Raw genomic sequence first — 25,214 nt, forward strand, 5'->3', positions numbered from 1 at the left:
CTCAATTATAGTACAGACAGAATTGTCTATACATACCGCACCTATAGTGCTATATTTATAGACAACATAGTCTAGTTATTGAGGAATCATCATGCAGATCGCAATCATCGGCGCGGGTCACATCGGCATCACCCTGGCGGAAAAGCTCATTAGCAGCAGCCCCGACATCCACATCGACCTTTTCGAACGCACACCCGCCCCCTTCGGCCTCATCCGCTACGGAAAGCTTCAGGACAACACCGGAACCGCCCCTCAACTGCGACTTTTCGGCAACATTACCGTCGGCACGGACATTACCGCCGCCGAACTTGGTGAGCATTACGACGCCGTCATCTCCACCCCCGGCGCACGCATCAACCCCGATATCCACTCCCTGCTTGACGACGCTCGCCCCTCCCGCCGCGACATTCGGCCGCTCCTTGAACAGCGCAACATCGCTTACACCAGCTGGGAAGGGTGGCATCACCGGAGCGACGCCTCCCAACCCAGCATTGATTGGCAGGATCTCATATCTTCCGCACACGGTATTCCCGTGTGGTTGTAAGCGGGTTTAGTTCACTAGCTTCAATGCTCGGGAATTCATCACATCCTCAATGAGCATGGCCCGCGTTTTACCCGCATCGTACAGAAACTTATATGAGGTCACCCCTACAGCCACTAATCCCTGATCAGTTACCGCATACACCGGACCGCCAGAGTCACCACGATCCACAAAGGACACAAACGAAAATAGACCGTCACTTTCCAGCCGATCAAACTTGCCGCAGGTTATGCCAGTGCGATGCCCCATCCTGCAGATATATGGCTTATGTTTTTGCAGCCATTCCGCGCCAGCCCAGCCGATAATCTTCTGGGTTGCGCCCGGATAATCGGTGTGCCGACTATTTTTGGCAATTTCGGTGTGCACCTTTGACATGTCATCAATTTTCACCAAAGCAATGTCGCGTTTACCGGCCCACTCAAACTCGGACAAGGTCACAGTGCCTACCTGATCAATGTGTCCACTATTATTTCGCACCCCAATACGATCCCCCACAGCTCCGCAGTGACCGGCCGTAAGCATGAAGTTTCCCTCAGCATTTCCCACAATGTACGCACTGGAGCAGGCCCCGCCTGTCCGCATATTCACAAACGCAGCACCTGGGATGACCATCCCAGGTTTTTCTAGCCAGTGGAAGCCATCGCTGAGGTGAAACATCGTGTCGTCGGCCTGTTCATCAGGGGCTTCACTCGGGGCAGGAGTTTTGCTGGGCTGCGGTTGTGGGAGCGGTTTTTCGGTAGGTCCTTCGGGAGATTTTTTGTAGGTTTGTCCACTATCCGAACTGAAACTACTTTGAGCCACCGCCGGTGGTGCCGTAAGCGTCATGGTCGCAATACCGAGCATGACCACCATCGCGGCAGTTGCAGAACGCCACACAAGGAGGGGAGTACGTTTCATACGCATACAAAACCTCTTCACATAAAGAAATCGGTCATATTCTTTACATGAATCTTATATTAAGATAAGGCAATTTATATATTATACATATGTTAATGAAACGAAATCATGAATGCAGATCACGTCTAGCAAACAGGAAGAAAGACACTGCAAGCAGCACCAGCGTTCCTGCCATCAGGATCGCAACGTGCCCCCAATCAACCCCATTTTCCAGGGGTTGTACGGCCCCATACCAATAAAAGGGAGAAATACGCGCCCACGTGACATAACCCGAGTTCATAGGCAAAGTGATATTCAGCGCATAGCCCACCACTCCCACTCCGGCCGCAGCCCACGTACCGGCGGACGGGGTACCGAAAGCCGCCACACCCAGCATGGACACCGCACCCATGCACAGGCCCAGCGCCAACAGATGCACAGTGGCACCAGCGATATGCTCCGCGGTCAGATTTATGCCACCCAGCCGTGCGCCACCCCACACTCCAAGCCCAGTGAGCACCGCCACGATGGTGATCAGTGTCGCCTGGGCTGCCGCTGCCAAGCCGAGCACACGGATTCGCCTCATGGGGGTGGATAACACCAGGCCAAGCTGACCCGAATGTTCATCTGCACCCAACCGTGATGCCACGGCAGCACCTGCCACAATCACCGCAGTGGGCGCCATGAGACTCATCGTTTCACCCCAGTAGAACCCTGCAGGGCTGGCCATATCGGTGGCTCCCCACGCCTGCAAAAGTGCGGGCGGCATCGACTGCGACGCAGTCTCCAACTGTGGGGCCATCTGCTGGTATATCGGCCCCATCAGCAGTCCCATCACCGCAAACATCACCACACCCAACACCACAAGCAGCCCAGCGTGGCGAAGCACTAGGAGGGAATAAAGGTCGCGTCCGGTTGCACTAGTTCCTTTCACCGCCTGCCACACCCAACCCACGTGCTGAATCCTCTGAGCAAGAAACGTTCCGCGCAGGTTCCCACGCAAGTCACGAACATTCAACCCCACAATCCCCACCACAAACAGCACCACAGCAACGGCGATCATTAGGGCCATGTAGCCAGCATCAAGGCCGTTCAACAGCACCGACGGTTCGCTGTACCAGTACCAAGGAATGAAACGCGCCACATCCTTCGTCTGCGACCATTGGGGCAGTAGCCCGGCAAACAACCACCCCAGCCCCACCAGCATGGCACCAATTCCCGTAGCCGCTTGACGACGCCCCGTCACTCCCCCAACTGCAAAAGCACCGGCACCACACACCACGGCGTTGGCTCCCAGTGCCAGACACAGTTCTCCCAGGTGAGCGTCACCTAGTGCGATGTCGAAGAGCGCTCCGGCGAGCAGTCCCGCACCCCATAATCCCAGCGATATCGCAGCGACCGCCAGCACCAACGCCACCACTTTGGCCATGCCAACCCCAAGACGAGAGACCGGATAGCTCAGCAGCAACGACAGTGTGCCGTCTTTCTCCTCACCTGCAATCATCCGAGCCCCCACAGCGACGGCGAATCCCGCAACGGTGATAGCTCCCAAGAAGCCAAGCATCTGCGCGTACACCATGGCGGAGATGGACGCCCCAGCGGGAATCCCGGCAAGGGCCAGCATCGCAGGTGGTAGCGAATCATAGACGGCGGTGTCCATGGACTGCACCACCGCAATACCCATCAGCAAGCACGCAAACATGCTCACGACAATGACAGCTATCGCTTTCCACTGCGGCGCAAGACTGCGTTCCATTACAACAACACCGCTCATGACTGCTCCCGGTAGTACGCAAGGAAGACCTCTTCCAAGTCGGCATCGTGGGCCGTCATGTCAACAATGCGATAGTCAGCGAGCGAATCGAGCAGTGTGCCGAGTTCACCATCGAAAGCCAAGCTCACTCGCGCCCCAGTCACTGCCACGTCATGGGCACCAGGAACGTCGTCAAAGTCACGCGGATCGGCATGACGGTCTAGAACCAGGTCAACGCGACGCACTGCGCGCAGATCCGCAACGCTCTCTACCGCCACCAAACTACCTGCACGAATGATGGCAACGCGGTCCGCCACTTCTTGCACCTCGGAAAGTGTGTGGGAGGACAGGAAGACCGTCCGACCTTCGGCAGTTACTTCCCGCAGAACCTGGTGGAACTCGTGCTGGACAAGAGGATCAAGACCCGCATTGGGTTCGTCCATGATGATCAACTCAGGTTTATGCATCAAGGCGGCAATCAACCCCACCTTCTGCCGATTACCTGACGATAACTCCCCGACGCGCTTATCCAGGTTGGCGTCAAATCGCTGCCGGAGCACTTCGACGTAACTCCAGTCGATGCCCCCTCGCAAGCGAGCGAAAAACCGCAGCGTCTGCGCCCCGGTCATCGTGGGGTACAGTGCCAAGTCACTGGGCAGATAGCCAAGTCGACGATGGATCGCCACAGCGTCACGGCGGGAGTCAAGCCCGAGCAGGCGGGCGGTGCCAGCGGTGGCGCGGATCTCATCGAGAAGAATGCGGATTGTTGTGGATTTTCCGGCGCCGTTGGGGCCGAGGAAACCGAAGATCTCCCCGGTGTGAACCTCAAGGTCAATTCCCTTGAGTGCTTCAAAGGAGCCGTACTTTTTGCGCAGTCCTTGAATCTCAATGGCTTGAATAGCAGTCATTCTTCCTTCCCCTCCAGTTGAGCACTCATTTGTTCCAGCAAGGTCGGGGTGAACAGGCTTGAGAACAACGAGAGTTGAACCTGCACATAGTCCGTGACGCCCGGTTCAGCGATGAGATTATCGGCGGTGATGTCAATGTTCAGAAGTCGCTTGAGATGAGGCGCAAGCACCAGCGACCCCAGTGAATAGATGGTGAGCATTCGCGCCGCGACGGGCACGTTAGGGACAGGGTTCATCAGGTCCGCATCGATGGCACGTTGGATGTAGCTGGCAGCATCGGCGGCGAGTTGGTCAACGAGGGCGTCGATACCCGGGGTGGATTCGGTGAGCCGATGCGCGAGGTAGCGAAGAATGTTATCCTGCCCGGCCTCCCGCAGAGTCTCCAGCACATTGGGTAGCGGTCCGCGGATGGCATCGTTTTTGGCGTCACGGATCAGTGTGGCGATGTGTTCGTCGCAGGCCAGGAGCAATCCGTCCATAGTTCCAAAGTGGTGCCGGATCAGCCCGATGGACACGCCTGCTTTGCTCGCCACGGACCGCGCTGTGGGTTTGTCGCCGCCGGCGATGAGCGCAATGGTGGCATCGCGAAGTCGCGCCCGTGCCGTCAGATCGTCAGTCATGATACAAGCGTATAATAAACTATACAGTTGTACAATGATCTGAGTCACACGAAGTAGCGCCCGCCAAAACCGGACCAGAAACCCCAATTAAAACCATTATGAAATGTGCTTTATTTCAATTTCGCTACCACCCCACAGTGACGTAATTACATCATTAAAAATGCGGCAAATATTCACCCTTTTAATGAGAATAACATAGCCGTAATTCAATTGTTGATAAATATGCAATATTGTCCACGCATCAACATTTTCCATTACCTAATTGTGCTTATTGCAAAATGAAATGTGCTACAGCAACTGCGGCCATAGTGAGCAAGAGTCGCGGCGTCGATAAGCGCCCACACAAGCCCCGAGCAACCGATGAGGAAAACCTTACTTAAGAGGCCAGGCGGCCTGGGAGGGTTTAAGCTGTAAGGCGACTCATTCCTTACGCCCTGTCGGCCCGGCCGCCCTATAAAGAAGGACAGTGATCTGCTTATGCCTCTTGCCGCCACAACGGTGCTCGGCATTGCGGGTATCGTGCTGTCGCTGCCCGCCTGGTTCTATTTCCTGCGCGGCGCGGTCCGGCTGTACCGTCTCATCGCGTCAGGCAAGCCCGATCCAGGGCACATTCCGCGCATCAACCGCCCGGTCAGGCGCCTGATCACGCTGATTAAAGAGACAGTGTTCCACACGGAACTGATGCGTAAACCAGTGGTGGCGGTGGCACACTGGTGCGTGATGGTGGGCTTCCTCATCGGCTCGTCGGTGTGGTTCGAGGCATATATCCAGACCTTCAACCCGGCGGGCGGCTGGCCAATTATTAGCGATTGGCCCCTGTACCACCTCGCGGATGAGGTTCTTGCGCTGGTCACGGTGCTGGGCATTCTAGTGCTGATTTTTATTCGCCTGGTAACCGGCAACAACAACCGCATCGACCGTTTCTACGGCTCGAACGCCCGCTCCGCGCACTTTGTGGAAGGCGTTGTGCTGCTCGAAGGCATCGGAATGATGCTGGTCAAGGCGGGAAAAATAGCCACCTTTGATGTACACCCTCATGTGTGGACAGATTTCCTGACCATGCAGCTGGCCAAGATCCTGCCCGCAAGCCCCGTATTAGTAAGCATTTTTGCCCTGATTAAGCTGCTCACCGGCATGGTGTGGCTGCTGGTGGTGGGTAACCAACTGCACTGGGGCGTGGCGTGGCACCGCTTCCTGGCGTTCTTCAAAATCTTCCTGCAGCGCAACCCCGACGGCGCACCAGCGTTAGGCAAGCTTCCCACGATTGATCTAGATGAGACAGTCGGGGTTGGCACCGCCCAGGATGTGCCGTGGACCATGCTTCTCGACGCCGCTACCTGCACCGAATGCGGCCGCTGCCAGGAACAATGCCCCGCCTGGAACACCAACAAGCCACTCAGCCCCAAAAAGTTCATTACTGATGTCCGCGACGCCGCACTTGATAATGCCAGCACCATGTACGACGGCGTGGACGTGCTGAAACTCGTCGGCACCGCCGTCACCGGCGATGAGCTCTGGAGCTGCACCAACTGCGGGGCCTGCGTCGAACAATGCCCCGTAGACATTGAACACATCGACCACGTGGCCAACCTGCGACGATTCCAGGTTCTCGCCGAATCCGACTTCCCCTCCGAGCTCACTGGCATGTTCAAAAACCTGGAGGCGAAAGGCAACCCGTGGGGCCGCAATGACTCGGAACGCGTCACCTGGATTGATGAAGCCCGACGCGACGGCCTCACTATCCCCGTCTTCGGTGAAGACATCACCAGCTTCGCAGACACCGAATACCTGTTCTGGGTCGGCTGCGCTGGAACCTTCGACGACGAGGGCAAGAAAACCACCCGCGCCATCGTCGAACTGCTGGAAACCGCAGGCGTGAAATACTGCGTGCTCTCCAAAGGCGAAACCTGCACCGGCGACCCCGCACGCCGCGCCGGAAACGAATTCCTTTTCCAGATGCTCGCCGAAGAAAACGTCACCACCCTCAACGGGGTTTTCGACGGCGTTCCCGCAGGCCAACGCAAAATCATCACCTCCTGCGCACACTGCTTCAACACCCTGCGCAACGAATACCCCGACTTCGACGGACACTTCGACGTTTTCCACCACACCCAGCTCCTCAATCGGCTGGTGCGTGATGGCCTGCTGAAACCCGTGCCCCGCCCGGCGTCGGCACGCAAACCCATCACCTACCATGATCCCTGCTTCCTCGGGCGACACAACAAAATTTTCGACCCGCCGCGCGAACTCCTCGGCGCCACTGGCATGGAGCTGCGCGAAATGGACCGCAACCGCAACGAAGGCTTCTGCTGCGGCGCGGGCGGCGCACGTATGTTCATGGAAGAAAAACTCGGCACCCGTATCAACGAAAACCGCACCGCCGAAGCACTTTCCACTGGTGCCGAAGAAATCGCCGTGGGCTGCCCCTTCTGCAACACCATGCTCACCTCCGGGGTGAAAGCGCTTTCCGACGCCCCGGCTTCCGAACAACCCATCGTCCGCGACGTCGCACAAATGCTGCGCGACTCCGTGATGGTCGACGGGGAACTCCCCAGCCCGCGTGAACCCCAGTTCCTCGAACCGCCGAAACGAAACGCCACTGCCAAAAAGCCTGCTGAAGAGAAGAAAGCTGAGCCCAAGAAGGCAGAGACTCCAAGCTCAACGGTGGTTTCCGCGCCGGGAGTTCCTTCTGCTGGCGTGCCGAAAGCTGGTGGGGTTCCTCCAAAGCCGGGGATTCCTGGAGCGCCCGGAGTACCAAGTGCGCCTAATTCGGCAAACATTCCTCAAGCACCTAGTGCTCCAGGCGCACCGAATGCTCATACACCGCCAGCTCCGCCTGCAGCCCCTAAGCCACCCACACCAACTGCAGGTATTCCCGCTGCGCCTGGTGCTCCCGCTACACCTAGTGCGCCTGGAACACCGACCGTGCCGAAAGCACCAGGAGCTCCCACCGCGGCTGTGCCGAAGCCACCCGGAGCACCAGCTTCACCTGCAGCAAAGCCTCCATCAGCACCACCGAAGCCACCGAGCGCCCCGAAGATTCCTCAACCACCATCTGGTTCTGGCGTGCCGACTCCCCCTGCCCCTGGGGTCCCCCAGCCGCCCAAGCCGCCAGCGCCGCCAAAGCCTGCTGAGGATGGTGAGGAGAAAACAGACACGTAGTTCATAGTTGAGAGCTATCCCTTCACGGGAAATCACGGTTATTCTGCGCCACGACAGACCACTACAACAACACTATCCCCACCCCAACGGCGCTGAGCATAGCCGCAACCAGCACGAGGGGAACGAAGCGGAGGACAAATCGCCACCCGAATGCCCCTGCCTGCATGAAGACGAGTTTGATATCCACCATCGGCCCCACCACCATGAACGCCAGTTGCGCGATCGGGGACACACCCACGAAAGAGGCTGCGACAAAGGCGTCCGCCTCGGAGCAAAGGCTCATCACCACGGCGAGCAGCACCATCATCGCCACACCCAACCACACGTTGCCGGTCACCACACTCAAGGCTGATTCCGGCACAGCGACTTTAATCAGCGCCGCAATGGCCGCACCGATCACCAGGAAGCCGCATGCCTGCAGAAAATCCTGCACAGCGGTGATGCGGAATGCTTCCCAGCTGCGGTGATGGTGATGTCCGCACGTATCGTCAACTATCCCATCAATGGTGAATCGGACTCGCATCCAGATCCACCCCACCACGCAGGCAGCAGCAAGACTGGCCGCGAACCGCGCCCACACCATCATGGGGTTGCCGTTAAACGCAACGGCCGTGGCAACCAAAACCACGGGGTTGATCGCGGGCGATGCCAGGAGGAACACCAACGCATGGCTGGGTGCTACTCCCCTGCGCATCAAAGACTGCCCTACCGGCACCGATGCGCATTCGCAGGCGGGAATGGCCATGCCCGCAAGCGCCGCCACCGGCACACCGAACACCCCGCGTGGGAAGCGTTGATAGACGGATGCTGGTACGAATGCAGACAGCACACTAGACACCAGTATTCCCAGCACAAGAAAAGGAATGGCCTGCACGATCAGCGCAATCACGATGGTTGCCCACGCCTCAATGCGTGCGTGCAGTGTGATAAGCGGGGCATCGATAAGCGAGATGCAGAACGCGCCGCCGAGGGTAATGAACACAAGGGTTGGAATGACCCAGCTGCCTGCGTGAACGTCGATACGTTCGTCTAGCTTACTCATAGGTACGGCCTCGCGGGTTCGCGGATGCTGGTGATGCTGCGTATCGTCAGCGTGAGTTCCGGTTGAGTTGATGCGGTGCCGATGACCTCAACCCATTTGCCTTCCTGCGCGTGCGGCACGGTTCCTGTGATGGGCACGGCGTATTCGGAGGCGTCGGCGGCGCAGCAGATGATGCGGAAACGTCGCACTTCCCACCCGTTGTCGCCACGGTGAAGCATGCCAGCGGTGCGAATGGTGTGGCCGTCAAGGAGGGCGGGGTCGTCGAAAAAGTAGCGTTCGTACAGCTCAAGCAGCGTCATCTCGTTGACGCTGCTTGTCAGGGCCGAGTGTGGCTGGTCAGGCACTAGTTTCGATGGTCCAGTTGACGCAAACTGCAACGCTCCCGGCAGTACCAGCGCAACCAGCAGGATGGGCAGCAGCAATGCTGTGCCAACGCGCGGAAAAGGCCCGGCGGTACGGTCTTCCGCGATGGAACTGAACGTCCACACCCCCAGCGCCGTCAGTAGCGCTCCCGCCGCCCCCACCCACGGACGGAAGCCCGGCTGCACATACCGAAACACCAGACCAGTGGCCGCAAGGAAAATCAAGCACAGGCCAAGCCCTAGCACCAGCGCACCCGAAAAGAGGTCACACGGCTTAGCGACGCCCCGACTATCATGCATACGCCTGAATGTACGCGGCTCGCTGGTTGCCCGTAGCAATTAGGGGCGTGTCAGTCGCTCTGAATTCGGCAAAAGCACCACCACCAAGGCAGCTAACCCGCAGGCAACCTGTGTCCAGGCTGACCAATCGAGAAACGCGCCGAGAAGAATACCTGCGGCAAAGATAGTAGCAACTATCCGACGGTTAGCAGTCACAATGTTCACCTACATTTCCCATGGAATATAAACGGTAGGAAAAGAAATTTCCTACAGTAAAACATCACCGCGTGTACGCTGCAACAACTTTTACCAAACCGTGATGCCGCAACCACCCCCACCCGCTGCTACTTGCTGGACTGACGCTCCCAGATCGTCGCGCCAATCGCGCCGACAGCCGCCATGAGATTAAGAACGAAACCCCACTTAAGCAGAATGGTGAGTATCAAAAATACGACAAAAACAATTTGGACAATCCGAGGAACGCTCATTGCACTACCTTTTCTACATCGACAAAATAAACCGCTGTACAGCATGCCCGATATGTGCAACAAAACCAAAACGGGTTACGTTAAATAGTTTTCATCTTTTCTCGACTGCCTCCCGCGTCTGAACTGTGAGCCTGCGGCAGGCCGGGCGTCAATAAGCATGGGAAACCTCCCCCAATACCCCACCATCACCTTTCCGACTCGCCTTAAAAGTGGCAACATAGTTGGGGTGAGCAAGCATTCCGAAAACCCACAAAATCCAGACAATTCGCAGCCAGCCCCACAACCAGCCTCGAAACCCCAGAAACGCAGACGCCCCCGCATCTTTGACCAATCGGAGAAGATGAAGAACGTCCTGTACGAGATTCGGGGGCCGGTGGCTGCGGAAGCGGAACGCTTGGAAATGGACGGGCACCGCGTGCTCAAGCTCAACACCGGCAACCCCGCCGTGTTCGGTTTCGAGGCACCCGATGTGATCATGCGGGATATGATCGCCGCCCTGTCTACCTCGCAGGGCTATTCCACCTCGAAAGGCATCATCCCGGCGCGCCGCGCCATTGTCACCCGCTACGAGGTCATCCCGAATTTCCCCGACTTTGATGTGGACGATGTGTTCTTGGGCAATGGCGTGTCCGAGCTTATTTCCATGGTCACTCAGGCCCTGCTCAACGACGGCGACGAGGTGCTGATCCCCTCCCCAGATTATCCACTGTGGACCGCCGCTACCTCCCTTGCCGGCGGCAAACCCGTGCACTACCTGTGCGATGAGGAGGACGACTGGAATCCCTCGATTGAGGACATCAAGGCGAAAGTCACCGACAAAACCAAAGCCATTGTGGTGATCAACCCCAATAATCCCACCGGTGCGGTGTATTCCCGGGAAATCCTGAAGCAGATTGTGGATATTGCCCGCGAGCATCAGCTGCTGATTCTCGCCGACGAAATCTACGACCGTATTCTTTACGATGATGCGCAGCATATTTCCATCGCCACCCTGGCACCTGATCTGCTGTGTATCACTTTCAACGGGCTGTCCAAAACCTACCGCGTGGCGGGCTACCGCGCCGGATGGATGGTGCTCACCGGCCCGAAGCATCATGCACAGGGCTTTATCGAGGGGCTTGAACTGTTGGCGGCCACACGCCTGTGCCCCAATGTGCCTGCTCAACACGCTATTCAGGTGGCCTTGGGCGGTAGGCAGTCCATTTTCGACCTCACCGGTGAAGGTGGCCGTCTGCTGCGGCAGCGCAACATCACGTGGGAAAAGCTCAATGAAATTCCTGGGGTTAGTTGCGTGAAACCTATGGGCGCGTTGTATGCCTTCCCCAAGATTGATCTGGAGATGTACGACATTCAGGACGACGCCCAGCTGATGCTCGACCTCCTGCGGGAAGAAAAAATCCTTCTCGTCCACGGCACTGGCTTCAACTGGCACGCCCCCGACCATTTCCGCGTGGTAACACTGCCCCGAACTGAGGATTTAGCACGCGCTATCGACCGCTTGGGAAGGTTCCTATCCAGCTACAAACAGTGAAACTTAACAAGCGCCCAGCATTTGCACATCTGCTAGATATAGGCAGCTTACATTGTTGACGGTAAAATAACTGTATTGCATAAAGAGCCTCCCGTTTATGGGCGGCTCTATGCCTGTTAACCGCTGTTTTCCCCGCTTTGTTATGAGGTTGCATCCATGGGCCGTCACACTTCCGGACCTGAAAAGGCTCCCAAGCCTACACGCTCAGGTCCTTCAGAGGCGCCTCACACCGCGCGTTCCGCTACTGCGCGCCCACAGCGCAACCACCCGCAGCGCGACCGCAGTAGCGCCCACAACGCTCCCAAGCGTAATGCCACTCAGCGCGTAACCCAGCACCCCATCCCTCGGCCTACCGCTGACCACACAGAACACGCAGAACGCAAGCCAACCAAAAGCCGCACAGCGCATCCACGCACCTCACAGGCGCGCGTGACACCGCCGCACACACGTGACGACGCCCCCCGTTCCAGCAACCCACGCCCCTCCAGCACGCGTCGCAGGAATGGTGCGGGAGAAGAGTCGTCGACAAGCAGCACACGGATTAAACAGGAACGGCAACGACGCCGCACACCGAAGGAAATTCGGCCGGACGGCTCACAATCACATGACTCGCCGGTCAGCCCGGTTGATACAGACAGCAAGGAGAAAACCCCTTTCACCATGTGGCAGTGGGTTCTTGCTGTGTTGCTCGTGATCGCGGGCATCGCGACTGCGGTAGGTGTGGTAATGCTGTGGCCAAGCAGCTCGGACCCCAACGTGTCGCCAGAGCTGGCCAACACCAACGCGCTGCCCGCGAACCAAGTCAACGGCACAGTGGCGATTCGCGATACAGGTGCCTGTAACTCCCCCTCGATCGGCAGGGCGTTTGATGTCGCCCCGATCTCTCCACTGGAGGAACAGCCCAACAAATGCGAACGCGCCATCGTCTCCATTGACGCTGGCGATAACGCGGGCAAACGGACTCTTCTAGTAATGAGTGACAAGCCCGGCGAACCGGAACTGCACGTTGGCGACAAAATCCGCATGAGCGAAACCACCGCCGCCGACGGCACACACGCCTACACCTTTAGCGACTTCCAGCGCACCAAAGTGCTGCTGCTCTGGGGCGCCATCATCATCCTCGCGATTATCGCTATCGGTGCCCTACGCGGCGCACGGTCCATCCTCGGCCTGCTGATCACCCTCGCCGCCATCGCATTCTTCCTGATCCCCGCACTCCTGCGCGGCGGCTCCCCCCTCGGGCTTGCCGTCGTCTGCGGCTCCGCCATCCTCTTCGCCGTGTTGTACCTGGTCCACGGCTTCAACTGGAAAAGCTCCTCCGCACTGGGCGGCACGCTCCTCTCCCTCGGGCTATCCGCCTGGCTCGCGCACATCGCCATTGACTCCAACCACCTGCGCGGGCTTGGCAGTGAAGACAACATCCTCATCCAGCTCTATCTGCCCGATGTCACCGTGCCCGGGCTGATGCTCTGTGGCTTTATTATCGGCGCGCTCGGCGTGCTTAACGACGTCACGATTGCTCAAGCATCCACCGTCAACGAACTCTCCGAAATAGAACCCGACGCCTCCCCCTGGCGGCTGTTCGCGGGTGCCATGAAAGTCGGCCGCGACCACATCGCCTCCATGGTGTACACGCTGGTGTTGTCCTACACCGGCGCGTCTCTGCCCACGCTTCTGCTGCTCAGCGTGGCCAACCGGCCGCTCACGCAAATCATGTTCAGCGATGTCATGGCCACAGAGCTACTGCGATCTGGCATTGGTGCGCTGGCGCTCTCCCTCGCAGTGCCCATCACCACCATCATTGCCGCCTTCACCGTCACCGGGCAACGGCAACGCAGTGAGGCTGACGCGTAACGCCACCTGGGATGGTGAGCGTCGGGGCGTCGACAAGCAGCAGCTCAGGAACGGAAATTCAGATAAGCCTTCGACGGGGTTGGCCCGCGCTGACCCTGATACTTCGAGCCGATCGTGCCCGAACCGTAGGGCGTCTCCGCAGGTGACGACATACAAAACAGCGCCAACTGCCCCACCTTCATGCCTGGCCATAGGGTAATTGGCAGATTGGCCACATTCGACAGTTCCAGGGTGATGTGCCCAGAAAAACCCGGGTCAATGAAGCCCGCAGTGGAATGCGTCAACAAGCCCAAGCGGCCCAACGAGGATTTCCCTTCCAAACGACCAGCTAAATGCGCGGGAAGTGTGAACTTCTCCAGCGTTGCACCTAGCACAAACTCGCCCGGGTGCAGCACAAACGGCTCATTCTCCGGGACCTCCACAAGACTGGTCAAATCGTCCTGCTGCTGCTTCGGGTCAATATGCGTGTACTTCGAGTTGTTGAACACCCGAAAAAAGCGGTCCATACGTACGTCAACGCTCGACGGCTGGACCAAAGCCGGGTCATACGGCTCAATGATCAGGTCGCCTTTATCAACAGCAGCTCGAATATCACGGTCTGAAAGAAGCACCCTGCCAGTGTAGGTCAGCGCACGCGGGTGGGGCTAACGCTTAGGTTGAGGCAGAATGCCCGTTGGAACGTTGGTAGTTGGCTTGGCTGGCAGTCTCGCCATAGTGTTTGCTCACCAAAATGCCGTTTTCACCCCCTCAAAACACCATTTTGGTGAGCAAACACTATGAGTTCTTCCCATCTGGGATGAGGCGGGAACAAACCACAAGCCAGGCAGCAAACTCTACTCACGGTCAACTCTCCCAGCATATCCCCTAAGTGGAAGTTCATCCTCCGGTTACAGTAGACTGGCCCCACACGTCACCTCAACTCCCTGGAGCACATGCGTCATGCCTGAGGAACAACTCCCAGAAACAATGAACGCCGTCACCGCCGTCAACCTGGCGTTACGCGGCACTGAAGGTCCTGTATATGGCCCGCTCACGTTCACGGCCCCAGCATCTGGGCTGACCGTGTTGTCGGGGCGCGGCGGCTCGGGCCGCACCGCCTTGGCTCTCACACTGGCGGGCCGAATGGCAAGCACAACGGGCGAGGTCACCGTCCTGGGAGAGACGAAGCGATCAAAAATCCGCCAGATGGTGGCCGTCGCTGGCGTGGAGCAGATTGATGCCCTGGATCGGGACGTAACCATCAGGACGGCGCTGTCCGAGCATCTTAACTGGTCACGCTGGTGGTGGACGGTTCCTCGGCGCGCATCCCAGGAGTACTACGAGCAGTTATGTGGCCGTGTGTTTGGGCAGCGTGATCTGCCGCCGCTCAACAGTTATGTGTCACAGATTTCGGCGCTGGATCGGATTCTTATTCGTATCGCACTGGCACTGCACCCTGCGAGCCACCAGCCAATTCGCATGCTTGTCATGGACGATCTGGAGCAGGTTCGTGAGCTGGATGATCGCCTGCAGCTCGTCCAGATTCTCATGGAATTATCGCAGGTTATACCGGTGATTGTGATGGCGGTGAATCCTTTACCGCCATCACCCGGCGTTGAGTATCACCTCATCGAGTTACACACCACCACACCAGCGAAGGAGCAGCAACAATGATCTCAGCATTGACGCCCGGAACGGAATTACGCCGGTTTAAGCGCTCAAAGCTAAGCCGCATCGCCATCGCCGCGATTGTGTTGATCCCGCTGCTGTATTCAACGCTGTATTTGTGGGCGTTTTGGAATCCTTTTGACAAGATTAACCAGCTCCCCATTGCGTTTGTGAATGCGGATAAGGGCGCAGTGGTGAACGGAACCCCGCTGAATGCTGGCGACAAGATCGTGGATAACCTCAAAAGCAACGATCGCGTGAGCTTCCACTTCACCGAGCATGATGATGCCATCCAGGGGGTTCGCGACGGCCGCTATTACTTTGCCGTGGAACTCACCCCTGATTTTTCGCAAGCCGTGGCGTCCCCAGCGAATGGCGACGCCCGTCGCGCGGTCATCCAAACCACCTACAACGATTCAAACGGATATTTATCCACAAAGATCGGCGAGAATGTCATGAGCACAATGCTGCCAGTCATTTCCGATCAAATTGGCACCCAGGCGATTGACCGAGTACTCATTGGCATGCAAACTGCCGGCGGAGGCATTGAACAGGCAGCCGATGGCGCTGGGAGGCTTCACGACGGCGCGACGAAACTGAACGACGGGCTAGGAACTGCGTCGCAAGGCGTGGACACACTGGCCAGCGGCTCAGCAAAAGTTGACGAAAAGATGGGCGAACTAGCGGCTGGCGCAGACAGGCTTGCCGCCGGAACACAGCAACTCAACGACGGCGTGACCACCGCAACGGCATCGCTGGAGCAGTTGACGCAGGGCGTCGATAAGCTGCATGGTGGCGTGGACGAGCTGGCGGGCGGTGCGACCCGCATCAACGACGGGGTGCAGCAGCTCACTGGGCAGCTGGGGCAGGTGACGCAGGCGCAAACCGCCACCTCGGGCGAGATCCGTAACATCGCGAACTCTATTCCCGACCCCGGTGTTGCGGCACAGCTCAATGACCTTGCCGCACGTATCGACGCCCAGGGGCTCGGGCAGAACGCACCCGCCACCGCCCAGCTCCAACAGCTCGCCAACGGAACGGGGCAGCTTGCCTACCAGCTTTCCGACCCGAACGCGCCGTTCCGATCCGGCTTTGACCAGCTGCATGCGGGGACCGGGCAGCTTCCCGGCAAGCTTGGGGAAATGCAGTCCGGCGTAAGGGAACTCAACACCGGGACGCACACGTTAGCCTCCGGGGCGCATCAGCTGCACGACGAGGGCACAACACCCCTGGCCAGCGGCGCAGCCAGGCTGAACGGTGGGATGGGGCAGCTGCGCGACGGGTCGTCGCAACTCGCGACAGGCAGCGGCGAGCTAGCAACCAAGCTTAACGACGGCGCGAAAGCCGTGCCCACCTGGACCGACAAGCAGCGCGAAGGCACCGCCAGCGTCCTCGGCGGACCCGTGTCGCTGACCAGCAGCAACGACGCAGGCAGCAATACTTTCGGCGGTGGGCTCAGCCCCTTCTTCCTCTCACTCTCCCTGTTCATCGGTGGGATCGCTACGTTCATGCTGCTGCGGCCCATGCAGAACCGCGCCGTTGCCTCCGGCATCGCACCCTTGCGCGCGGCGCTGGACGGCCTGGCACCCGCGCTGTTCATCGCCGTATTACAAGCGCTGGTTGTGTGCGTGGCCACGATGCTCCTCGTGGGCCTTTCCCCCGCCTACCCGCTGGGACTTATCGCCTTCGCCATACTCGTAGCCATCATGTTCGCCGCCGTCAACCAACTCCTCAACGTTGCGCTCGGCCCAGGGCCAGGGCGCGTGGCTGGCATGGCGTTCCTGATGCTGCAGCTACTATCCTGCGGCGGCCTCTACCCCGTGGAAACCGAACCCAGGCTCTTCCAGATCCTGCATCCCATCATGCCCATGACCTACTCCGTCGATGGCTTTAGACAGCTCATCTACGGCACCCTTGACCACCGGCTCCCGCAAGCCATTGTCGCCGTGGTGCTGATCACCACTGTGACCGTGGGACTGACGGCACTGTGCGCACGCCGCGACAGGACGTGGACGATGAAACGGCTGCACCCGGCTATCAAGTTGTAGATCATCTGGGGCGTGCTACACTGGACGAGGCTGTTCGGGTGCAGCAAAGCACCCACCACGCTTGCCGATGTAGTTCAATGGTAGAACTCCTGCTTCCCAAGCAGGCGGCGCGGGTTCGATTCCCGTCATCGGCTCCAATTTTATTGCGGGGGTTGTGGGGTAAAAGGATTGAAATAGCAATGTCTTCTGATACCCCATCTAATGAGGAAACTAAGACGCTGCTCACTGACGACGCCCTGCTTACAGCCGCTATTGACACAGCCCTCGCGCTCCCAGCAACGGAGCTTTATCCCTTTACCAGAGACTGGGAAGCAGTGCGCGTGCGCGGAAAATGGTTTCTTGTCACCACAGTGCGTGAGCAACGCATGATTAACGTCAAGGCAGAACCACTTGATGTTCTGGCGCTGCGCCAAGAATATGCGTCCATTACACCCGGCTACCACATGAACAAGAAACACTGGATCAGCATCCAGCCTGGTGCCTACATCACCGAATCCCTTGTGCAGGAACTAGTGACGGACTCCTACCTACTAGTGGTGGCTTCACTGCCGCGTGCCGAGCGGCCAGTTGATCCAGAGACGTTTGGGCGGCAAGCATAAACAAATAGCTTGTTGGGGGTTTTACAAGGTGCACTGACCCAAAAAGTCGGCGAAATTGAAAAACTGGTGCTTTGAGACAAACCGCCCGAACCCTACTCCTGTAGCTCCTTCACCCCTTAAACGGCTTGAGTTGCTCGGGAACCCGGTCGGTGGCCACGAGCTCAAGTCCAACAGCAGTCAGCACATCAATGAGTTTGTCCAGACGCACCGTCTGCTTTCCTTTTTCCACCTCTCGAACGAACCGCTCGGAGACCCGAGCAAACTCAGCCACTTCTTCTTGGCGTAGTTGGTATTCTTTGCGCCTGGTTTTTAGTGCGTTGCCAATCTCTTCGGGAGTCACACCTGCCTCCTTGCCCCTCCTACCCATCATTTTTCCGGCACGTTCGTTCCGATTCTGCCGGTTTTGAATCAAAAAAGCAAGAAACCGGCACGATCGTACCGGTTTCGCCAGGCCCCCAGGACAGCCCAACCCCCCAACCCAGACTCCCCGACCTACTTATTGCACTTCACAATCGGCGAGGGATCATAGACGGTGGTTGTGGTGTCGCGGGAGATTTCGCGACCGTCGAGACCCTTCACGATGCGGGTGTCGGAGGTGGTGAACCCGGGGGCGCCGCTGGAGGGGGTGCAGTCGTTGCCGCTCAGATTGACGGTGTTGGGTTGTGTTTGCGCCCACCGCCCGCCGGAGACGGATTCAACGTTGACGGTTTTTACGCCCATGAGTTTGACGGTGACGTTTTTATCGTCGGCGGAGGTGCTGATCAGCACCGGGTACTGCGAGGTGTTTTTGAATTTCAGGTCAATGGCACCTTCATACACGGTTGCCTCACGGCCCGCCGGGTAACGGGAAATGTAGTAGCTGTGCGGGGTGTGCGCCACATCCTCCATGCCGGCGAAGTAGGCGGCGTTGTACAAGGTCGTGGCGAACTGGCTAATACCGCCGCCAACGGCTTTATCGGCGCGTCCGTTCAAAATAATGCCCGATTCCACGAAGCCCTGCGCGGCACCGCGCGGACCGGTGTAGCCGTTGAGGGAGAAGGTATCACCGGGTGCGACCATCGCGCCGTTGACAATCTCGGCGGTCTTGCGAATATTCACGCCTGAGGCCTCCGCAAAGCCCCCGGTGGTGAACTCGCCCACCACCTGGTCGAACGTCGCCTTTTCGGCTTGCTCGGTGGTGAAGGTCGCGGGTTCGTCAATGTAGGCGACGTCAAATTCGCGCGGCTGATCGCCGATGATACGCCCCGGGAGGTCTTTCAGCAGCAGGTCCCAGTCGATACGCACGCCATCCACCGAGGGGGTCACGGAACGGCTGGCACCGCTGAACTTGATGTCCGCGTTGCGACGCTGCTTTTCTGTAGGCCCAAGCCCCTCGGTAAGGATCGCCCGCGCGGCCTCCACGTTCACCTCGGTTTTCAGGGAGCTTCCGTCCGGCACGAAGGTCACCACTTCACCCATGCGCTCGGGCGGAATCACGCCACGCGTGTTGTCGCGCCCACGCGCCACAACAGCACCGCTCAGTGCTTTCTTCGCATCACCGTCCAGCACTTTGTCCACGGCGTCCTGCTGCACCGCAGGCTTCACGACGTCCGCGTCAATATTCACCCCGTTGGGGCTCAGCCAGCCAGTGGTCACCGCTTTATTGAGCGTGTCGCGGTCAATCCCCTGGCCATTAGTCGGCGGCACGGGTGTCGCCTTCCCATGTTCCAAAACCACGCCACCATCGGTCGGTTGCCTGGTCAGTGCCGCCTGGGTGGCATCCATGGATGCAGTGAAGGTGGGGCCGGTGGTGCTCACAATGCCCACCTCATGCTCTGTGAAAAAGCTGGTGATCTTCACAATAGGATTGAGCGGCGGCGACCCGGCAGCGCGGATAGTGGACACCCAGTCAACCTGCAACCCGGCATCGGTGGGGTTCACGGTAGTGTTCATGTCCCCCGCCGCGACTTTCACGGGATCGGTGAGGCGTGTGCCCAATTCCTTTTCCAGCAAGGCGCGGGCATCCGCATTAGACATTCCCCCAATGGACACGCCCGCGACGGTGGTGCCTCGCGGGACTTTTCCTTTCGTCAAAAGGTAATCTGCGCCATAGGCAAGGACGCACAGACCCAGCACACCAAGGATCACACCAATAACGATGCGACGGGTGCGACCCTGCGTCAGTTCGGGGATATTCACATGAATCAGAGTAGTTACTTATCGGGTTGCAAGGAAGTTGCGCGCGCGAAGGACGTCTCGAATTTCTCCCGTGGGTAGCGACCATCCGTCACAGCAGCATCCACCTCATCGATGGCTTTCGGCAGGTCATCGGTGGTAATCCAGAGGGCGATGTCGGCCCCGGCGGTGAGTGCCGTCAGTGCCGCAGTGGGCGTCGAAAAGCGGTCGCTGATGGCCTTCATTCCTGAAAGATCGTCCGTCACAATGACACCATCATAAGGGCTACCCTCAGGATAATCTCCGCTTCGTAGCAGATTGTAGGCCGCCGGATTCAGGGTCGCGGGCAGGTCTCCCCATTCTGGCACCACCAAGTGTCCCAGCATGACCGGGGCGGGGACCTGGGATAGAGCCTTGCCAAAGGGGGGAAGGTCCACCTCTTTCAGGCTCGCCAGCGCCGGAGTGCGGGAGGTCTGCTTGTGAGTATCACCTGAGGCGCGGCCGTGACCGGGGAAATGTTTGTACACAGGTTCAATACCCGCTTCCCGCAGCCCCTGAGCAAAGGCCGTGGCGTAGGTGGCGGCAACCGCCGGGTCGCCGGAGAAGGAACGATCACCGATAGCACCGTTGGCGCTGCCGCCGTCAACGTCCAACACGGGAGCGAAATCCATGGTGATACCGCGTTCCCGCAGCTTTGTACCCAGGTCACGCGCCACACCTGTCACCTGTTCCGGTTTCATGGTGGCTGCCATCTCACGTGGCGACGGCACCGACCCGAACAGGGCGGGCTGGCGCTGCACTCGGCCGCCTTCCGCGTCGATGGACACCGCAAACGGGCGCCCAATCTCCGCCCGCAGCGCCGCGACATTACGGTCCTGGGAGGTAAGCAGCGCCGGGTCCGTCCACGATCCGATGAAAATGCCACCCGCGCCGTTCTTTAGGGCAGTGCGAGCATCGTCGTAGTTTTTCACCCCGACCATCATCAGCCGCGCGGCTTTCTCCCGTTGCGTCAGCTCCTCCGGCGCACGCTCGGGTGGTGCGGTTGTTGTGTCTGCGGTCATGGTTGCGCTGGCGCTGGTCGTGCTTGCCGACGTCGCGGCGGTGTTGGTCGGCTCTGTAGCGTTATTGCCGCAGGCAGTTAAGCCCCACGCCATCGTAGCCGCCGCGACCACTGACAATGCTGTGGTCGTCACCGTTGGTGTAGTGCGTTTCATGGTGTGATCTGCCGTCCTTAAACTACGCACGTTCTTGTGCTCGGCAAGGCAGCATAGCCCTACCACAATGGTCATTTCATAGAAGGGAAAACCCTCTATGTCGCCCCATCGTAGTACTCTGGGCAGGGAATGCTCGGTAGCCCCGAGTTACGCGCCGCGCTAAGAACTGTAAGGGATAACCATGGCTTACGAATCTGATTCTGTCACCCGCCGCACCATCGGCCCGGCACTCGCCAGCACCGTCGTCGGAGTCGTGCTGGGAATTGTTGCTGTTATTGGTGTGGCAGCATTGGCATCCCAGGACGCCCTGCCCCCCACGCAGAAAGTCAGCAGCCAAGATTCTCTGCTCGGCGGGACTGAATACGGCTCCAGAAACTAGGCCGCCGCCCTCGCTTGAGTAGCCAGACCACAGCGCGACGCGTCCACCTCATCGGGTGGCTGTGCTGCGCCTTTATTATTTTTCTGCAGTCCCCAGGCAAAACTGTCGCCGACACAAAACACGACCTGGTGGCCAACCCCGCGCGGTTTTTGGGTGGCGCACTACACGCCTGGACAGACACGTTTCCCCTAGGGCAGCTGCAAAATCAAGCCTATGGTTACCTTTTCCCCCAAGGATTGTTTTTCCTGCTCACAGATCCGCTCCCTGATTGGATTGCGCAGCGCCTGTGGTGGCTGATTGTTGTTGGGGTGGGGTTTTCCGGGTTCTTCACGCTGCTGAACCGCTTAGGGCGGAGTAAGGGGCAGAGTAAGGAGTGGAGTTCGACAGCGTTCATGGTGCTGGCTGCGATGCTGTACGCATTCTCACCGCGAACAATCAGCACTCTAGGGGCAATTTCTTCGGAAACCTGGACGGTCATGCTCGCCCCCTGGGTGATAGTGCCATTTATACAACCCATCACCAGGGTCGGCCCGGCATTTCGGGCAGTTGCGGCATCCGTATTGGCGGTCGCCGCGATGGGCGCGGTCAATGCCACGGCCACCCTTGCAGCGTGTGTGCCCGCTGGGTTGTACCTGCTGAGCACACTGCGGCAACGTCCCTGGTACACGCTTCCCGCTTGGGTGACTGGGTGTGCGCTGGTATCGGCATGGTGGGTGGGGCCGCTGCTGGTGTTGGGTCGGTACGCGCCACCGTTCACGGATTTCATTGAAAACGCGTGGGTGACCACACGCTGGCTCAACCCCACGGAGATTCTGCGGGGAACAACAAGCTGGACCCCATTTGTTGATACGGAACGCACGGCGGGTTTCCAGCTGGCGACCGAACCGACGTTCATCCTGATTACCGGTGCCGTTGCTGCCCTGGGGGTTGCTGGGTTGGCGCTGCGGCGCACACCGCAGCGCGGCGTGTGGGTGATCATGCTGTGCACCGGTGTTCTTATCCTCGGTGCCGCGCACGGGCCATTGGGCGACGACGTTCGCGCGTTTCTGGATGGCCCCGGCGCGGCGTTGCGCAACGTTCACAAGTTCGACCCGGTGGTACGTATCCCACTGCTCGTAGGGCTAGCGACCTGGGGCAGTGTGGTGCGCCTGCCCCAAACATGGGCCGAAACAGCGCGTTCGGGGCGTCGACAAGCGGCGGGGGTGTTGGTGGTGTTGGTGCTGGTGTGTGCCGTCGCGCCTGCATGGTCGGGCCGTCTCGCACCCAAGGGGGCGTACGGGCAGGTGCCGGGGTATTGGCAGGAGGCGGCGGATTGGTTAAACAGCAACGCCGCTGACACGCGCACGTTGATCGTTCCGGGTGCGCAGTTTGCGCGGCAGTCCTGGGGGTGGACGCGCGATGAGCCGTTGCAGCCGCTGTTGTCGGTGCCGTGGGTGGTGCGGGATGCCATTCCGCTTGTGGAGCCTGAGGCGATCCGCGGGCTTGATGGTTTGATGGCTACGCTCGCCTCTGATGCGGTAGATCCGAAAGCCGCGTTTGAGTCGGCAGCGCAGTTCGGTGTGGGTGTGGTGGCAATTCGTCATGATCTGACCAGCGGCGATGCCAAAAGGCTGAGCAGTCGCGCGCGGGAGGCGGGATTTCCCATCCACACGTTTGGCGAGGTGGACATTGTGGAGGTCGATAGGCACGCGGGGATGCGCGTGTCCCCGGACCGTCCGACACGGGTGGCTGGCGGGGGCGAGTCGGTGGCTATGCTGGCGGCGCTCACGCAGCAGCATCCCGCAGAAGCCACCTACCAGCTGACTAATGCCGACGCCGAGGTAGTCACCGACACTCCACAATTGACGGCGCGCAACTATGGTGCCGTCTCCGCCGCAGCCAGCGCGGCATTGGCTGACCTGGACGAAGGTTCTGACGTGCATAATCCCGTCAAAGACTACCCTTCCGTGGGGCCGCTCACCTCGGTGGCGCAGCATGGGGGCCGGGTGACGGTGTCCTCCTCCGCCGCCGATGCCACGAGTTTTGGCGGGGTGCAGTCCAGAAGGTCCGCGTCCGCTGCGGTTGACGGGGACCTCACCACGTCCTGGTACCCGACGCCCGGAACGCAGGAGGGACAGTGGATAGACATTGATGCAGACTCGGTGGAGGCAGACGGAGCGAAGGAGATTGAAGTCCGAACCACCGGTGGTTCCGTCGCCGCCACCTTCACAGCCAACGGAAAGTCCTGGTCGGAGTGGCTGCAGCCGCACCGCACCATGCGCTTCACCATCCCCGATGGCCCCGCCACGCAGGTTAGACTCACTCTTGGCGAAAGCAGGCACCCCGTCGGCATCACCGAATTTCGGCTGGTCGGCGCACCCGTCACCCGCGAGATCACCGTGCCGAACACCTCCCCCAACGCGCGACAATTTTTCTTCCAGCAGCTCACCAGCCGCACCGACCTGCTGGCCCGCACCTTCACCGCCCCGCGCCCCATGGACGTGCGTATCGACGCCCCAACCTGCCGCGCCTCCCCAGCAACCCCCATGCGCATCATCCTTGACGGGGATGCTGTGGAGTGCGGGGAGACTGTGCACCTGGACGAGGGCGAGCACACGATCCGCACCCACGCGCAATGGCTGCTCCTCACAGAACCTGGCTTTACTGGCGTCACCTCCACCGCCCTGAGGGACGCGGACGCTGCCGCTGCCGATCAGAACCGCCTGGTCAACACCATGCGCGCCCACAACCCTGGCCTGGAAGGCTATGCAGGCGAAACCCGTCTGGAGGGAACTGTGCTGGGCGCGGGCATGCAGGCATTCACCCTCCCAGCCGGAGTGTCCGGTGATGTTCACCTGCGGTTCAGTGGCGATACCCCCTACCGGATAAGCTTGCTGGTCGGGTGCATACTCTGGGCAATAACGTGCCTGGGGTGTCTGATCGTCGTTGCGCGGACGCGGACAGGAGGGCGTCGATTAGCAACGGCCGAGGTAGCGGAATGTTCACCCGGGATAGGGCGGTGTGCACTGGTGGGAGCTGTGGCCGGTGGGCTACTCAGCATGTGGATTGCCGGGTCGTGGAGCGGCCTCGCGGCCGGGGCACTGGGACTAGCCCTGGGAATCGGGCTGAGCAGAGTGACGGGGCAGGCTGATGGTCGGAGTGTTACAGCATTCACAGGCGGCAGCATGGGCATTGCTGCATTGTGGTTGGCGCATGCCCCGTGGCCGAACGCGCACTACGCGGGTGACCAGCCCTTTGTCTCTGGGGCGTGCTTCCTCGCGCTGGGTTTCCTGCTCAGCACGTTCTACTCGACGCTGGGGTTTCGGGCAGCAGGTAAACAGACCCCGGGGTCGTGATTGCCGTAGTCTTCCAGCGGCACCCAGGTGACGTTGTGTGGGATCTCGCCGATGGCCACGTCGGACATGTGGGCGGACAGTGCCTCACTGATCTCGCTGAGGCTGCCCTCCACGGCGTCGACTTCCGTGACGGCGAATGCATTGTAGAGCAGGGGCTCCTGGTTCCACAGGCCGCTTCCGATGGAATATTTCACGCGCTCCAGCAGGTCATCCATCTCTGGTGGATCGTCCGTGCGTTGGGGACGCAGGGAGCTGAACATCACCCGAACACCACGGAGGCTGCGAAGTGATGCCACCCCCGTAGTAAATGCGCGGTAACCAGACTGTGCCAACCCCTTGGGGCAAATAAATGTCACTGTAAACAGGTAATGCATATTATTTTCCTTTAGTCTGGCAGCCTATAACGCGCTAAACCGCGCGCC

The 25,214-nt window shown here is 59.4% G+C and carries 22 protein-coding genes and 1 tRNA gene; 10 read left to right on the top strand and 13 right to left on the bottom strand.

The features are described 5' to 3' along the window. The first annotated feature begins 91 nt into the window (after window positions 1–91). On the top strand, window positions 92–544 hold the full coding sequence (locus CDUR_RS12045) for a hypothetical protein (protein ID WP_179418395.1): 453 nt from the start codon (window positions 92–94) through the stop codon (window positions 542–544). Window positions 545–550: 6 nt separating this feature from the next. Here CDUR_RS12045 and CDUR_RS12050 read toward each other — a convergent pair whose 3' ends face one another. The 4 genes from CDUR_RS12050 to CDUR_RS12065 form a co-directional block, all read right to left on the bottom strand. Next, window positions 551–1,438, bottom strand: a complete 888-nt coding sequence (locus CDUR_RS12050) for a S1 family peptidase (protein WP_179418396.1) — start codon at window positions 1,436–1,438, stop codon at window positions 551–553. 106 nt (window positions 1,439–1,544) lie between these two features. After that, window positions 1,545–3,191: an efflux permease Rv1217c-related protein gene (locus CDUR_RS12055; RefSeq protein WP_179418397.1), complete on the bottom strand. Its 1,647-nt coding sequence runs from the start codon at window positions 3,189–3,191 to the stop codon at window positions 1,545–1,547. Further along, window positions 3,188–4,078: an ABC transporter ATP-binding protein gene (locus CDUR_RS12060; RefSeq protein WP_179418398.1), complete on the bottom strand. Its 891-nt coding sequence runs from the start codon at window positions 4,076–4,078 to the stop codon at window positions 3,188–3,190. Before CDUR_RS12060 ends, CDUR_RS12055 begins: the two co-directional genes overlap by 4 nt. Then, window positions 4,075–4,698: a TetR/AcrR family transcriptional regulator gene (locus CDUR_RS12065; RefSeq protein WP_179418399.1), complete on the bottom strand. Its 624-nt coding sequence runs from the start codon at window positions 4,696–4,698 to the stop codon at window positions 4,075–4,077. Before CDUR_RS12065 ends, CDUR_RS12060 begins: the two co-directional genes overlap by 4 nt. Window positions 4,699–5,175: 477 nt before the next feature. On the opposite strand from CDUR_RS12065, the gene CDUR_RS12070 reads away from it, so the two are divergent. Beyond that, window positions 5,176–7,860: a heterodisulfide reductase-related iron-sulfur binding cluster gene (locus CDUR_RS12070; protein ID WP_179418400.1), complete on the top strand. Its 2,685-nt coding sequence runs from the start codon at window positions 5,176–5,178 to the stop codon at window positions 7,858–7,860. Between the two features lie 61 nt (window positions 7,861–7,921). On the opposite strand, the gene CDUR_RS12075 is transcribed toward CDUR_RS12070, so the two are convergent. From CDUR_RS12075 to CDUR_RS12090, 4 genes are all read right to left on the bottom strand, one after another. After that, window positions 7,922–8,902: a permease gene (locus CDUR_RS12075; protein ID WP_179418401.1), complete on the bottom strand. Its 981-nt coding sequence runs from the start codon at window positions 8,900–8,902 to the stop codon at window positions 7,922–7,924. Then, a complete protein-coding gene (locus CDUR_RS12080; RefSeq protein WP_179418402.1) occupies window positions 8,899–9,564 on the bottom strand; it encodes a TIGR03943 family putative permease subunit in 666 nt (221 codons plus the stop codon). Before CDUR_RS12080 ends, CDUR_RS12075 begins: the two co-directional genes overlap by 4 nt. Before the next feature lie 39 nt (window positions 9,565–9,603). Then, the gene (locus tag CDUR_RS12085; protein WP_179418403.1) at window positions 9,604–9,759 is read right to left on the bottom strand and encodes a hypothetical protein; all 156 of its coding nucleotides are present in this window, start codon (window positions 9,757–9,759) and stop codon (window positions 9,604–9,606) included. 128 nt (window positions 9,760–9,887) lie between these two features. Beyond that, the gene (locus CDUR_RS12090; protein WP_179418404.1) at window positions 9,888–10,031 is read right to left on the bottom strand and encodes a hypothetical protein; all 144 of its coding nucleotides are present in this window, start codon (window positions 10,029–10,031) and stop codon (window positions 9,888–9,890) included. A 319-nt stretch (window positions 10,032–10,350) separates the two neighbouring features. Here CDUR_RS12090 and CDUR_RS12095 point away from each other — a divergent pair, with 319 nt between their 5' ends. Together CDUR_RS12095 and CDUR_RS12100 are read left to right on the top strand one after the other, a co-directional pair. Next, entirely contained in the window at window positions 10,351–11,562 is a 1,212-nt protein-coding gene (locus CDUR_RS12095) for a pyridoxal phosphate-dependent aminotransferase (RefSeq protein WP_311144000.1), read from the top strand. A 660-nt stretch (window positions 11,563–12,222) separates the two neighbouring features. After that, window positions 12,223–13,416: a YibE/F family protein gene (locus CDUR_RS12100; RefSeq protein WP_179419139.1), complete on the top strand. Its 1,194-nt coding sequence runs from the start codon at window positions 12,223–12,225 to the stop codon at window positions 13,414–13,416. Window positions 13,417–13,460: 44 nt separating this feature from the next. Here the strand turns inward: CDUR_RS12100 and dcd are convergent, their stop codons facing one another. Further along, on the bottom strand, window positions 13,461–14,027 hold the full coding sequence (gene dcd / locus CDUR_RS12105) for a dCTP deaminase (RefSeq protein WP_006062259.1): 567 nt from the start codon (window positions 14,025–14,027) through the stop codon (window positions 13,461–13,463). Window positions 14,028–14,355: 328 nt separating this feature from the next. Between dcd and CDUR_RS12110 the strand changes: the two genes are divergently transcribed. The 4 genes from CDUR_RS12110 to CDUR_RS12125 all read left to right on the top strand — a co-directional run bounded on the left by CDUR_RS12110 (window position 14,356) and on the right by CDUR_RS12125 (window position 17,710). Then, a complete protein-coding gene (locus CDUR_RS12110) occupies window positions 14,356–15,069 on the top strand; it encodes an ATP-binding cassette domain-containing protein (protein WP_179418406.1) in 714 nt (237 codons plus the stop codon). After that, entirely contained in the window at window positions 15,066–17,111 is a 2,046-nt protein-coding gene (locus CDUR_RS12115; RefSeq protein ID WP_179418407.1) for a YhgE/Pip domain-containing protein, read from the top strand. The genes CDUR_RS12110 and CDUR_RS12115 overlap by 4 nt, the downstream gene beginning before the upstream one ends. 63 nt (window positions 17,112–17,174) lie before the next feature. Next, window positions 17,175–17,248, top strand: a tRNA-Gly gene (locus CDUR_RS12120). Between the two features lie 42 nt (window positions 17,249–17,290). Then, window positions 17,291–17,710, top strand: coding sequence for an MmcQ/YjbR family DNA-binding protein (locus CDUR_RS12125; RefSeq protein WP_179418408.1), 420 nt, complete (start codon window positions 17,291–17,293; stop codon window positions 17,708–17,710). Between the two features lie 109 nt (window positions 17,711–17,819). Here the strand turns inward: CDUR_RS12125 and CDUR_RS12130 are convergent, their stop codons facing one another. The 3 genes from CDUR_RS12130 to CDUR_RS12140 form a co-directional block, all read right to left on the bottom strand. After that, window positions 17,820–18,050: a helix-turn-helix transcriptional regulator gene (locus CDUR_RS12130; protein WP_290207805.1), complete on the bottom strand. Its 231-nt coding sequence runs from the start codon at window positions 18,048–18,050 to the stop codon at window positions 17,820–17,822. Window positions 18,051–18,202: 152 nt separating this feature from the next. After that, on the bottom strand, window positions 18,203–19,894 hold the full coding sequence (locus CDUR_RS12135) for a VanW family protein (RefSeq protein ID WP_411763066.1): 1,692 nt from the start codon (window positions 19,892–19,894) through the stop codon (window positions 18,203–18,205). Between the two features lie 8 nt (window positions 19,895–19,902). Beyond that, window positions 19,903–21,078 (bottom strand): glycoside hydrolase family 3 N-terminal domain-containing protein, encoded by a 1,176-nt coding sequence (locus CDUR_RS12140; protein ID WP_411763062.1) that lies wholly within the window; start codon window positions 21,076–21,078, stop codon window positions 19,903–19,905. A gap of 181 nt (window positions 21,079–21,259) precedes the next feature. Here CDUR_RS12140 and CDUR_RS12145 point away from each other — a divergent pair, with 181 nt between their 5' ends. Next, window positions 21,260–21,457 carry a DUF2613 domain-containing protein gene (locus CDUR_RS12145; RefSeq protein WP_179418410.1) on the top strand — a complete coding sequence of 66 codons (198 nt, stop codon included), beginning with the start codon at window positions 21,260–21,262 and terminating at the stop codon, window positions 21,455–21,457. A gap of 14 nt (window positions 21,458–21,471) precedes the next feature. Continuing rightward, window positions 21,472–24,792, top strand: coding sequence for an alpha-(1->3)-arabinofuranosyltransferase domain-containing protein (locus CDUR_RS12150; protein ID WP_179418411.1), 3,321 nt, complete (start codon window positions 21,472–21,474; stop codon window positions 24,790–24,792). Here CDUR_RS12150 and CDUR_RS12155 read toward each other — a convergent pair. Then, window positions 24,741–25,166 (bottom strand): hypothetical protein, encoded by a 426-nt coding sequence (locus tag CDUR_RS12155; RefSeq protein WP_179418412.1) that lies wholly within the window; start codon window positions 25,164–25,166, stop codon window positions 24,741–24,743. The genes CDUR_RS12150 and CDUR_RS12155 overlap by 52 nt on opposite strands. Between the last annotated feature and the right edge of the window lie 48 nt (window positions 25,167–25,214).

Source organism: Corynebacterium durum, assembly GCF_030408675.1.
Taxonomy (GTDB): Bacteria; Actinomycetota; Actinomycetes; order Mycobacteriales; family Mycobacteriaceae; genus Corynebacterium; species Corynebacterium durum.